The organism is Streptomyces sp. NPDC048604 (assembly GCF_043199435.1).
GTDB lineage: Bacteria > Actinomycetota > Actinomycetes > Streptomycetales > Streptomycetaceae > Streptomyces.
Genome location: NZ_JBICVX010000014.1, coordinates 103035 through 114996 on the forward strand (window position 1 = coordinate 103035; position 11962 = coordinate 114996).

At 73.9% G+C, this 11962-nt stretch carries 12 protein-coding genes; 4 read left to right on the plus strand and 8 right to left on the minus strand.

Features of this window, described 5'->3' with window-relative positions:
• Positions 1–13: 13 nt before the first annotated feature.
• Both ACGFMM_RS27100 and ACGFMM_RS27105 read right to left on the minus strand, forming a co-directional pair.
• Complete coding sequence (locus ACGFMM_RS27100; RefSeq protein ID WP_393649064.1) at positions 14–676, minus strand: LuxR C-terminal-related transcriptional regulator; 663 nt, start codon at positions 674–676, stop codon at positions 14–16.
• Between the two features lie 274 nt (positions 677–950).
• On the minus strand, positions 951–1658 hold the full coding sequence (locus tag ACGFMM_RS27105; protein WP_393649065.1) for a DUF3000 domain-containing protein: 708 nt from the start codon (positions 1656–1658) through the stop codon (positions 951–953).
• Positions 1659–1749: 91 nt separating this feature from the next.
• Here ACGFMM_RS27105 and hemE point away from each other — a divergent pair, with 91 nt between their 5' ends.
• On the plus strand, positions 1750–2823 hold the full coding sequence (gene hemE, locus ACGFMM_RS27110) for a uroporphyrinogen decarboxylase (protein ID WP_393649066.1): 1074 nt from the start codon (positions 1750–1752) through the stop codon (positions 2821–2823).
• A 12-nt stretch (positions 2824–2835) separates the two neighbouring features.
• Here hemE and ACGFMM_RS27115 read toward each other — a convergent pair whose 3' ends face one another.
• Entirely contained in the window at positions 2836–3330 is a 495-nt protein-coding gene (locus tag ACGFMM_RS27115) for a hypothetical protein (protein WP_393649067.1), read from the minus strand.
• Positions 3331–3481: 151 nt separating this feature from the next.
• Positions 3482–4483, minus strand: coding sequence for a DUF4349 domain-containing protein (locus ACGFMM_RS27120; RefSeq protein WP_393649068.1), 1002 nt, complete (start codon positions 4481–4483; stop codon positions 3482–3484).
• Between the two features lie 175 nt (positions 4484–4658).
• Between ACGFMM_RS27120 and hemG the strand changes: the two genes are divergently transcribed.
• The gene (gene hemG / locus ACGFMM_RS27125) at positions 4659–6146 is read left to right on the plus strand and encodes a protoporphyrinogen oxidase (protein WP_393649069.1); all 1488 of its coding nucleotides are present in this window, start codon (positions 4659–4661) and stop codon (positions 6144–6146) included.
• A gap of 17 nt (positions 6147–6163) precedes the next feature.
• A complete protein-coding gene (gene hemQ / locus ACGFMM_RS27130; protein WP_393649070.1) occupies positions 6164–6877 on the plus strand; it encodes a hydrogen peroxide-dependent heme synthase in 714 nt (237 codons plus the stop codon).
• A gap of 178 nt (positions 6878–7055) precedes the next feature.
• Here the strand turns inward: hemQ and ACGFMM_RS27135 are convergent, their stop codons facing one another.
• The 4 genes from ACGFMM_RS27135 to ACGFMM_RS27150 form a co-directional block, all read right to left on the minus strand.
• The gene (locus ACGFMM_RS27135) at positions 7056–8024 is read right to left on the minus strand and encodes a TIGR04222 domain-containing membrane protein (protein WP_393649071.1); all 969 of its coding nucleotides are present in this window, start codon (positions 8022–8024) and stop codon (positions 7056–7058) included.
• A gap of 6 nt (positions 8025–8030) precedes the next feature.
• On the minus strand, positions 8031–9389 hold the full coding sequence (locus ACGFMM_RS27140) for a DUF692 family multinuclear iron-containing protein (protein WP_393649072.1): 1359 nt from the start codon (positions 9387–9389) through the stop codon (positions 8031–8033).
• A gap of 152 nt (positions 9390–9541) precedes the next feature.
• A complete protein-coding gene (locus tag ACGFMM_RS27145; RefSeq protein ID WP_393649191.1) occupies positions 9542–10294 on the minus strand; it encodes a DUF4142 domain-containing protein in 753 nt (250 codons plus the stop codon).
• A 153-nt stretch (positions 10295–10447) separates the two neighbouring features.
• Entirely contained in the window at positions 10448–11188 is a 741-nt protein-coding gene (locus ACGFMM_RS27150; protein ID WP_393649073.1) for a peptidyl-tRNA hydrolase, read from the minus strand.
• A gap of 95 nt (positions 11189–11283) precedes the next feature.
• On the opposite strand from ACGFMM_RS27150, the gene ACGFMM_RS27155 reads away from it, so the two are divergent.
• Positions 11284–11961 carry an AIM24 family protein gene (locus ACGFMM_RS27155; RefSeq protein WP_393649074.1) on the plus strand — a complete coding sequence of 226 codons (678 nt, stop codon included), beginning with the start codon at positions 11284–11286 and terminating at the stop codon, positions 11959–11961.
• Position 11962: the final 1 nt, after the last annotated feature.

Sequence of the window (11962 nt, forward strand, 5' to 3'; positions counted from 1 at the left end):
GCCCGGCCGGGCGTCAGTGGATGATGCCGGTGCGCAGGGCCACGGCGACCATGCCCGCGCGGTCGCCCGTGCCGAGCTTGCGCGCGATACGGGCGAGGTGGCTCTTCACGGTGAGTGCGGACAGGCCCATCGAGACGCCGATGGCCTTGTTGGACTGGCCCTCCGCGACCAGCCGGAGCACCTCGACCTCACGGCCGGAGAGCTCGCGGTAGCCGCCCGGGTGGCTCGGGGCGCCCGGGGGGCGGCGGTGCATACGGGCGGCAGCGGAGCCGATGGGGGCGACTCCGGGGCGGGTGGGGTGGCCGATGTTGGTACGGGTTCCGGTGACCACGTAGCCCTTCACACCGCCGGCGAGGGCGTTGCGTACGGCGCCGATGTCGTCGGCCGCGGAGAGGGCCAGGCCGTTGGGCCAGCCCGCCGCGCGGGTCTCGGACAGCAGGGTGAGCCCGGAACCGTCGGGCAGGTGGACGTCGGCCACGCAGATGTCGCGCGGGCTGCCGACGCGGGGACGGGCCTCCGCGATGGACGACGCCTCGATGACGTCGCGCACGCCGAGCGCCCAGAGATGACGGGTGACGGTGGAGCGGACTCGGGGGTCGGCCACGACGACCATGGCCGTCGGCTTGTTCGGGCGGTAGGCGACCAGGCTTGCGGGCTGCTCGAGGAGAACGGACACCAGGCCTCCTGGGGGGAAGGTGCGGGACGGAGCCCGGCTCGGGGAAGAAGCCGGGGGGTGGACTCCTGCGTGAGGGGTCACTGACCTCTTCGGCAGCTCGGCCGCCCGCCTTTAGAGAAAGATCACGATTTGGTGAGTAACATTCGGGGCAATTCGGACACGTGATCGATCATCCTACGAGTGAGCCGGAACAAGGACCCCTACGCGCGCCTGTAGCCGCTCGCGTACCCGCCGGCACGGGAGCGCTCCCGTGCCGGCCCGCCGAAAACGACGGTCAGGCCTGCTGCGGTCCCCGCCGCTGCGGCAGCGACACCACGCCCGCGCCCGGAGCCGACCCCGTCCCGTCCTCCGTGTGCCCCAGCGGCGACGGCGGCAGCCCCCCGATCTGGCAGAGCAGATCGCACCAGGCCGCCAGGTGCGAGGCCGAGTCCGGCGCCCCGCCCAGCACCTCCTGCGGCGTCCACGAGGCCCGGATCTCGATCTGGCTGGCCGGCCGCCGGTCCGCGAGCCCGCCGAAGTAGTGCGAACCGGCCTGCGTGACCGTCCCGCTCGCCTCCCCGTACCCGAGGCCGCGCGCCTCCAGGGCCCCGGTCAGCCAGGACCAGCAGACCTCCGGCAGCAGCGGGTCGGCCGCCATCTCCGGCTCCAGCTCCGCCCGCACCAGGGTCACAAGGCGGAAGTTCCCCTGCCAGGCCTCGTGCCCGGCCGGATCGTGCAGCAGCACCAGACGGCCGTCCGCCAGGTCCTCGCCGTCCGCGACGACCGCCGCCTCCAGTGCGTACGCGAACGGCGCCAGGCGCTGCGGCGGCCGGGTCGGATCGATCTCGATCTCCGGCCGCAGCCGGGCCGAAGTGAGTCCGTCGACCGCCCTGCGGAAGGCGGGCGGCACGGGTTCTTGCCCCGTGCCGCCCGTCCCGCCGTTGCCGTCGGACTGATCGGAATGATCAGGTTGATCGGAGAACTTTCCCTGAGCCGCAGCCATGCGGGGAAGAGTAGGCGGAACGGGGCTCCCGCGCAGGGAGGGACACCCGGCCCGCGCGGGCCGCTTCCCCGCACATGCGAAGATTCTGGGCGTGAGTGCCAACGGAAGCCCCTCGGGCCAGAAGACGCAGACCGACGCCGTCAAGGAATCCGCCTTCCTGAAGGCGTGCCGCCGCGAGCCCGTACCGCACACGCCGGTCTGGTTCATGCGGCAGGCAGGGCGTTCCCTGCCCGAGTACCTCAAGGTCCGCGAGGGCATCCCCATGCTCGAGTCGTGCATGCGGCCCGAGCTGGTCACCGAGATCACGCTGCAGCCGGTGCGCCGCCACAACGTGGACGCCGCGATCTACTTCAGCGACATCGTGGTGCCGCTGAAGGCCATCGGCATCGACCTCGACATCAAGCCCGGCGTCGGCCCGGTCGTCGCCGACCCGGTCCGCCGCCGCGAGGACCTGGCCCGGCTGCGCGACCTGACCCCCGAGGACGTCTCGTACGTCACCGAGGCGATCGGCATGCTCACCGGCGAGCTGGGGTCCACCCCGCTGATCGGTTTCGCGGGCGCGCCTTTCACCCTCGCGAGCTATCTCGTGGAGGGCGGTCCGTCCCGCAACCACGAGCACACCAAGGCGCTCATGTACGGCGACCCGCAGCTGTGGGCCGATCTGCTGGACCGGCTCGCGGAGATCACCTCGGCCTTCCTGAAGGTCCAGATCGAGGCCGGCGCGTCCGCCGTGCAGCTCTTCGACTCCTGGGTGGGCGCGCTCGCCCCGGCCGACTACCGCCGCTCGGTGATGCCGGCGTCGACGAAGGTCTTCGACGCGGTCGCCTCGTACGGCGTGCCGCGGATCCACTTCGGCGTGGGCACCGGCGAGCTGCTCGGCCTCATGGGCGAGGCGGGCGCGGACGTCGTCGGCGTCGACTGGCGGGTCCCGCTGGACGAGGCCGCCCGCCGCGTCGGCCCGGGCAAGGCGCTCCAGGGCAACCTGGACCCGGCCGTGCTGTTCTCCACCCCCGAGGCGGTGGCGGCCAAGACGGACGAGGTCCTGGCCGCCGCGAGCGGACTCGAGGGGCATGTCTTCAATCTCGGTCACGGGGTGCTGCCGACGACCGACCCGGACGCGCTCACGCGTCTCGTGGACTACGTCCACACGCGCACCGCGCGCTGAGGCGGGGACTGCTCAGAACTCGCAGTTGATCGGCGGGTTGCCCGAGCCGACCCGGCAGAAGTCCAGGCCGGGGCCGCCGTCGGTGGTGCCCTGGCTGGCGTTGACGATCACGTAGTCGCCGGCCGTGTCGCCCCTGACGGCGCCGCCGGCGGCGATCACGCCCTGCACCTGGATGTAGTCGGCGTCGGCGCCGCCCGTGACGGTGCCGCTGATCACGGAGGCCGCCCGGGCCGTGACGGAGTCCCGGCCGGCGCCGGCGTCGACGGTGCCCCCGACGGGGCCGGTCAGCACGATGTAGTCGGCCCCGCCGAGGCCGTTGACCACATGGCCGGGATCCACCGAGGCGCACTGGATGAAGTCGGCTCCGGCCGTGCCGTTGACGACCGGGCCGGAGGCCGGCACGCCGTTGACGGTGCACGCCGTCACGGCGTGGGCGGGGGTGCTCAGGGCGAGCGGAGCGAGGACGAGTGAGGCGGCGCAGAGCGCACGCGCGGTGTGTCTGATCATGCGACCAGTGGCTCATGGTGACGGCGCGGCCGCAAACCGTCACATGAGGTCAGTGGTCCAGCACATGAGGTCAGTGGTCCAGCCGGGCCCCCCGGCCGAACGGCCGGGCCCGTACTGTCCGGGTGCCCGGCGGCCGGTCCGGGGCGGCCGGTCAGCCCTCCTCGGGCGCCCGCGCCGCGGCGGGGGCTCCGTCGGGGCGCGGTGCGGGCAGCGGTGCCGTACCGGCGCCCTCGCGCGCTGCCGTCCCCGCTCCGGACGGCCGCCGCTTCCGCAGCCGCGGCCGGACCAGCAGCCGCCAGGTCGCGTACAGCGCCGCGAGCACGCCCAGCCACGGCGCGAGCGCCGCGAGCACGACCACCAGCCACGCCAGCGAGGCCACCAGCGCGTCCCAGCCGCCGCCGAGGGCCTCCAGGACGCCCGGCCGGTCGTCGCCCTCCGGCTTCCCCGGGCCCTCCGGCTCGGTCAGCCCCAGCGTGATCGTCGCCAGCGACGTACGGTCCTTCAGCGACGCCTGCTGCGCGAGCAGCGACTCCAGGTCCGCCTGACGTCGGCTCAGTTCGCCCTCCAGGCTGACCACGTCGCTCAGCGCCGTCGCCCGCTCCATCAGCTTGCGCACCCGCTCCACGCTGGCCCGCTGCGTCGCGATCCGGCTCTCGACGTCCACCACCTGCTCGGTGACGTCCTTGGCGCCCGCCGTGCGGGAGAGCAGCCGGCCCGTGCCCGAGAGCTCCGCGAGCACGGCGGCGTACTTCTCCTGCGGGACGCGCAGCACCACCCGGGAGGTGATGTGAGTGTCGTCGACCCGCTCGGTCGTCTCGTCGGCGACGTGCCCGCTCGCCCGTTCGACGACGCCCTTCGCCGCGGCCAGCGCCTTCGTCGCGTCGGCGACCTCGACGTGCAGCTCCGCCGTCCGCACGATGTGCTGGCGCGGCAGGGACGCCGGGCTCTTGGCGTCCGCCGGCTTCTGCGCGCCGCCCGCGCCGGACTCCGCGCCTGACGCCGTGTCCGCCGCCCCCTCCCTCGCGCCGTCCTGAGGCGCCGTCAGGCCCTTGCTGTCCGCCGACTTGGAGTCGCCGGTGTCGTCCGCGCCGCAGCCCGCCAGGGTCAGCGACGCGGCGAGCAGCGCCGCCGCGACGATCCGTGTTCTTCGCATGGGGTCCCCCCAGGGATCTGCCGGATGATGCCTCTTCGACGCGCGGGGCGGGGGCGCGGGTTGCCCTTTCCCGGTAGCGATGCGGTCACGTTCGGGACTCGGAACGTGACCGCGCGCCGTGGGCCCGCCGTGGGCCCGCGTCGGGCGCCGCGCGGCGCTTTGAGAGAGTGGAGGCATGAACGCGGACACACCCACGGGCGCCCCCGCCCCGGCCGGCCGTCATGTCGTCGTCGTGGGCGGCGGCATCGCCGGACTGGCCGCCGCGCACCGCCTCGCCGAGGCCGGTGTGCGGGTGACGCTCCTGGAGGGCGCCGACCGGGTCGGCGGCAAGCTGGAGGCCGGGGAGGTCGCCGGGGCGACCGTCGACCTCGGGGCCGAGTCGCTGCTCGCCCGCCGCCCCGAGGCCGTGTCCCTCGCCCGGGCCGTCGGCCTCGGCGACCGGATCGTCGCGCCCGCCACCACGACCGCCTCGGTGTGGACCCGGGACGCGCTCCGCCCGATGCCCAAGGGCCACGTCATGGGCGTGCCCGGCGACGCGGCCGCACTGGCCGGACTGCTCTCCGCGGAGGGACTGCGCCGGGTCGGGCAGGACCGCGAACTGCCCCCGTCCGAGCTGGGCGAGGACGTCGCCATCGGCGCGTACGTCGCCGAGCGCATGGGCCGCGAGGTCGTCGACCGCCTCGTCGAACCGCTGCTCGGCGGGGTGTACGCGGGCGACGCGTATCGCATCTCGATGCGGGCCGCCGTGCCGAAGCTCTTCGACGAGGCCCGCGCCCACGGCACCCTCACCGAGGCCGTCCGCGCCGTCCAGCGGGCCGGCGCGGCCACCCCCGCCGACGCCGCAGGCGCGGCCACCGGCCTCGGCGGCGCGGCGTTCGCCGGCCTCGCCGGCGGCATCGGCCTGCTGCCGGCCGCGGTCGCCGACGCGATCCGCGCCGCCGGCGGTGAGATCCGCACCCACGCCCCGGTCACCGAACTCCGCCGGGTCCAGGACGGCGACGCGCCCCGCACCCGGTGGCGGATCGTCGCCGCGGACGAGGTCCTGTACGCCGACGGCGTGGTCCTCGCCGCCCCGGCCTGGTCCGCCGCCGAACTGCTCGCCGCCGAGTCGCCGGCTGCCTCCGCCGAGCTCGGCGCGGTCGAGTACGCCTCCATGGCCCTGGTCACCCTCGCCTTCCGGCGCGCCGATGTCACCGGCCTGCCCGGCTCCGGCTTCCTCGTGCCCCCCGTCGACGGCCGCTCCATCAAGGCCTCCACCTTCTCCAGCCAGAAGTGGAGCTGGGTCGCCGACGCCGCGCCCGACCTCTTCGTGCTGCGCACCTCCCTCGGCCGGCACGGCGAGGAGGTCCAGCTGGACCGCGAGGACGCCGAACTGGCCGACCTCTCCCGCGCCGATCTGCGCGCCGCCGTCGGCCTCGCCGCCGCGCCGGTCGCCGCCACGGTGACCCGCTGGATCGGCGGCCTGCCGCAGTACCCCGTCGGCCATCTCGCCCGTGTCGCCCGGATCCGCGCGGCCGTCGCCAAGCTGCCGGGACTGCGGGTGGCGGGCGCGGTGTACGACGGCGTCGGCATCCCCGCGTGCATCGCCTCGGCCCATCGCGCCGCGGACGAGATCATCGCCACGTCCGAAACGGCCGACCCCGGTGCAGGGCACTGTCCGTGACGGGCGAGAATGGACGCATGAGTGCGCCCGAAAAGATCCCGAACGCCGGTAAGAAGGCGAAGGACCTCAACGAGGTCATCCGCTACACCCTGTGGTCCGTCTTCAAGCTGCGCGACGTTCTCCCGGTGGACCGGGCCGGCTACGCCGACGAGGTCCAGGAGCTGTTCGACCAGCTCGCCGCCAAGGACGTCACCGTCCGTGGCGCCTACGACGTCTCCGGTCTGCGGGCCGACGCCGACGTCATGATCTGGTGGCACGCCGAGACCTCGGACGAGCTGCAGGAGGCGTACAACCTCTTCCGCCGGACCAAGCTTGGCCGCGCTCTGGAGCCGGTGTGGTCGAACATGGCCCTGCACCGCCCCGCCGAGTTCAACAAGTCGCACATCCCGGCCTTCCTGGCCGACGAGACCCCGCGCGACTACGTCTCGGTCTACCCTTTCGTGCGCTCCTACGACTGGTACCTGCTGCCGGACGAGGACCGTCGCCGGATGCTGGCGGACCACGGCAAGATGGCCCGCGGCTACCCCGACGTCCGGGCCAACACGGTCGCCTCGTTCTCGCTCGGCGACTACGAGTGGATCCTGGCCTTCGAGGCCGACGAGCTGTACCGGATCGTCGACCTGATGCGTCACCTGCGCGCTTCGGAGGCGCGGATGCACGTCCGCGAGGAGGTGCCGTTCTACACCGGCCGCCGCCGTAGTGTGGCGGAACTGGTGGCGGGACTGGCCTGACCGTCGTACGAACCTGGTGGCGGCCCGGCTCCCAGCCGGGCCGTCGCCCGTTGACCCGGAAGATCAGAGGGCGGACGGGGCATCGTCCGCCGCTCCAGCGACACCGGGTCCGGCTCCGGGTGCGGCGCGCAGCACACTGCGCGTCGCACCCGCCGTCATTTCCCCACGCTCAGCCTTCTCAGCTGGAGCTTCCGCAGCTCGAACTGCTGCTGCTGCTCGACGAGCAGCTCGAACTGCTCGACGAGGACGAGCACGACGAACTGCTGGAGGAGCAGTTCGAGCCGCTGGAGCAGCCCGAGGCGCCGTCGTTCCCGCCTCCGCCGCCTCCACAGCCGCCCCCGCCGCCGCTGATCCCCGCGCACCACACGGCCACGAGGTCCGTGGAGCCGCTGCCGCTGTCGGCCGACGTGCGGGGCATCCGGGCCGCGGTGATCAGCTGCGCCTGGAGCTCCGGGTCCGGCAGCGCGCCGAGGCCGCGCAGCGCGACCAGGAACCCGGCGTCGGTCCGGTACGGGAACTGCCGCCGGTAGGAGAGGAGCGCGCGCTGCCCGGCCCCGGTCACCCGGCCCGCGGCGATCGCCCCGCAGATCAGCGCGCTGACGATGCCGAAGCCCAGGGCGGGAAGCACCTTCAGGACGAACGGCACCGGCTCACCCGTGTAGAAGCTCCCGACGGTGATGAAGACCGACACGAAGATCATCGCGAACGAGCCGAAGCCCTGGATCATCGCCCAGCGGACCACGCCCCGGCGGGCGGCGGGCGTGACCAGCAGTCCGCGGGCGGCCAGCTGGTTGCCGATCTCCTGGACCGACGGGTGCCGCATGACCGCGAGCCGCAGCGTGTGCAGCGCGCCGTGCGGGGCGGCGGCCAGCTCGGCGAGGACGGCCTGCTCGACGGGATGCCGGGGGCCGGGGCCGAGCGGGACGACGATGCCTGGGCCGCCGATGCCGATCAGGCCGTCGGCGTGCATGGTCGCGAGCACGGAGTCCACGACGCGGGCCGGGCCGCCCCGCAGGAACGCGGCCTCCGGCACGTCGTACAGCGCCCCGCCGGAGCCGGACCGGGAGTTCGACAGCCGGACGATCAGCGTGATCACGCTGGCCAGGACGGCGACATAGACGAGTGCGGCGAGCAGATTCATGCCCATGACCGATCACCTTCCTGCCAGGACGGAGCGGGCGGCGCGCACGAGCCGGGCGGCACGGCCCGGCGGCCGCACCCCCACCCGGTCCTGCCACCATTGCGTGAGCCGACGCCGGGCGTCCGGGTCGGCGGGTCGGCCGGCGACCAGCAGATGCTCGGCGAAGTCGAGCGCCTCGCGGCGGTAGCTGCCCGGCATCGGCCGGGACTCCGCGTACGCGAAGAACGCCGGCCGGTACTCGTTCCCGAGCAGTTCCCTCAGCTCGGGCGCGACCTTGGCGACGACCGCGGCCCGCTTGGCCAGCAGGGCCCGGCTCTGCACCTTCAGGCGCTGCGCGTCGAAGCCCTCCGGCGCGGGCGTCCCGGCGACCAGCGCCGACAGCAGCGCCGCCTGCGCGAGAGCCACCCGCTCCCGCGCCCCGGGCCGCCCGGCCGGCTCCGCCACGCGGTCCGGCGCTTCGGGGGCCGGTTCGGTGGGCTCGGGCATCGGACCGCCGGAGACGCGGGCGCCCGCGCCGACCAGGAGCGGTCGGTCGGCGCCGGTCCGCGCCGCCGTGCGGACCGTGGCGGCGATCGCCGCCAGCTCCGAGGCCAGCTCCCGCGCCGGGGGGAAGTCGTCGTCCCGCTCCAGCAGGACGCCCGGCGGGGAGATCCGGGAGGCCAGGTCCGCGAGCACGTCGAGGACCTGACGGGGGACCGGGTGGGCGTGCGTGTCGTGCCAGACGCCGTCGCGCTCCTCGCCGCCGGCGACGTGCACGTACGCGATCGCCTCCACCGGCAGTTCGGCGAGCGCCCGCGCCGGGTCCTCGCCGCGGTTGACGTGGTTGGTGTGCAGGTTGGCGACGTCGATGAGGAGCCGTACCCCCGTACGCTCCACCAGCTCCGCCAGGAACCGCCCTTCGGACAGTTCCTCGCCGGGCCAGGAGATCAGCGCCGCCACGTTCTCCAGGGCCAGCGGCACCGGCAGGGCCTCCTGCGCGATGCGGACGTTCTCGCAGAGCACGTCGAGGGCGTCCCAGGTGCGCGGCACCGGCAGCAGGTGGCCCGCCTCCAGGGCCGGGCTCGCAGTGAGCGGGCCGCCCGCGCGGACGAACGCGAGGTGCTCGGTGACCAGCGGCGAGCCGAGCGCCTCCGCCGTGGCCGCCAGGTCGGCGAGCCGCGCCGGGTCCGGGCGGTCCGCGCCGCCGAGGCCCAGCGAGACGCCGTGCGGGACCACCTTCACACCGCGCTCCCGGAGCCGGACCAGCGAGTCCGGGAGATGGCCCGCGCAGATGTTCTCGGCCACCACCTCCACCCAGTCGACGCCGGGCAGTCCCTCCACCGCGTCCGCGATCTCCGGCCGCCAGCCGATGCCGATGCCGAGTTCCGCCATGTTCCCCCTCCTTCGGTCCCTGAGCTGATGGCCCCGCGGCGCGGGTTCGAATCCAGACAGGGGGACGTTCAGAGGTTGATTTGAGGTTTCGGCCCGACCGGAGCGGCGTATACCGCCGACGCGGCCTGTACCGCCTGCGCGTCCGACGCCTCCTAGGGCCGGTCGGTGTTGACGACCGGGCCCGGCACCGGGCGCGAGGTGAACGACTGGTCCTCGCCCGTCGGCACGACGGGCGTCGGCGCGGGCGGCAGGTTGCCGTTCGGCACCGGGGGGCCGGTCGGGCTGGCCGACTTGCGGCCCGCGGCCTCGTTGGCGATCGCGTCGAAGTCGACCATTCCGGTCTGCTCCAGCATGGTGATGTGGTCGAGCACGGTCTGGTTGGCGTCGCTCGCGAGCTGCCGGATCAGGGTGTTGCGGGTGGTGTGCCGGACCTCGGCGACCAGCGCGAAGACCTTGCCGTGCGCGTTGCGCAGCAGGTTCGCGAACTTGCGCTCGTACTCCTCGCCGCTTGCCGCGGACAGCTCGCGCAGCCAGCCCTGCTGCTGCTCGTTCGGCTGGTTCGGCAGCTCGACGCCCAGCTTGGCGGCGACGTCCCGGGCCCGTCGGTCGAGGTCGGCGTGGCCGACCACGAGGTGGTCGCCGGCGTCCCGGATGGCCTGGCTCGGCGCGCGCTCGATGGCCTGCTGGCCGGCCGGCAGCTCCCACAGCCCCGCGAGCCGCACCTTCACCAGGAAGTCCCGGTCGGTGGCGGACAGCGGCCCCCACTGCGTGGCCACGGAGGAGGCGGCCAGATTGGCCTCGCCGGTGCCGGAGCGGTCGGCGTAGGTCCACACGGGGAACGCGAGCGCGCCGACCGTGGCGACCAGCGCCGCGATGATGAGGGCCGTTCCGTTGACGCGTTGCAACACTGTGGCGTGCCTCCCGGGGTGAGTCCAACACCGCAGACTGAACCGCCAACCGTGCCGCGGTTCAACCCACTTGCCGATATGGGGAGGTACGTACGTCCTCGGCCCCGCGTTCAACCGCGGGCCGAGGAAGATCAGCCACCGGGGCCGGAATCAGCCGCCGAGTCGCGGGAAGTCGCCCACCACCGTGCAGGAGCCCGGGGCGATCTCGGTGAATCCCGCGTCCCGGACCACCGGCAGCCCGCTGGTCGTCAGCTCCGCCCAGCGTTCCGGGGACGCGACGGTCCGCACCGCCAGCGGGAACCCGGCCTCGCGCCACGCCTTGCGCTCCGCGTCCGGCAGCTGCCACCACACGAGCTGCGCGCCGTGCCCGGCCTGGGCCATCGCCTTGCCCGCGGACATGTCGAGCTCCGGGTTGAGCCACAGCACGGCCGCGCCCTCGGCGAACTCCTCCGGCTCGGCGGGGTCGTCGAGTTCGGTGCCGGAGACCTGGAGCTTGACCAGTTCCTTGGGCCAGCCGTCCAGCGGGACCGGCGGGAAGACCCGTACCTCGGCGTGCTCCCCGGTGACGGTGATGCCCGGCAGCGCGCAGGCGCGCCGCCACTCCGCGCCGCGGGCGCGGCGGACCACCTTGCGGATCCGGGCGTCCTGCCAGTCGCGCATCGCGTCCGCCCACACTCCGTCGCCGTTCGACCGCTCGTCCGCGAGGATCTCCAGGACGGCGCGGGCCGCGGTCTGCAGCGCGTCGGTACGGGCCGGGGGCTCGGCCTTCTCGATGCGGACGACCAGGGGCAGTACGAACTGCGGGGCCGCGTCGCGAGGGTCGGCCGGGCGCTCGGCGGCGCCGCCGGCCGGGGTCTGTGCGGGGGTGTTCGAGGTGTCGTCACTGCTCACGGGCCCCAGTCTGCCACCGCCCGGTCCGCCGGCCCGACCGCTTTTCCCCAGGGGGGTTTTGCCGGAATGAGGCATTCCGGGCCAGGATGCCCGGCATGAAGAGCGATCTCTTTTCAGCAGACAATCTGGCGCAGCAGGCCGTCGCACCCGGCATGAGCCTGCAGAACTCCAAGTCCGTCAAGTACGCGGTGAACGGCGAGATGCACGCCCGACAGGGCGCGATGATCGCGTTCCGCGGCAACCTCCAGTTCGAGCGCAAGGGCCAGGGCATAGGCGGCATGCTCAAGCGCGCCGTCACCGGCGAGGGCCTGCCGCTGATGGCCGTGCGCGGACAGGGCGAGGCCTGGTTCGCGCACGAGGCACAGAACTGCTTCATCGTCGAGCTGGAGCACGGCGACTCGCTGACGGTCAACGGCCGCAACGTGCTCTGCTTCGACGCCACCCTCTCCTACGAGATCAGGACCGTGAAGGGCGCCGGCATGACCGGCGGCGGCCTGTTCAACAGCCTCTTCACCGGCCACGGCAAGCTGGCGCTGGTCTGCGACGGCAGCCCCATCGTCATCCCCGTCGCCCCGAACGCCCCGGTCTTCGTCGACACGGACGCGGTGGTCGGCTGGAGCGCGGCGCTGGACACCTCGCTCCACCGCTCCCAGTCGATCGGTTCGATGATCCGCGGCGGCTCCGGCGAGGCGGTCCAGCTGCGCCTGGACGGCGAGGGCTTCGTCGTCGTCCGCCCGAGCGAACTGACCCCGCAGAAGCACTCGGCGAACTAGC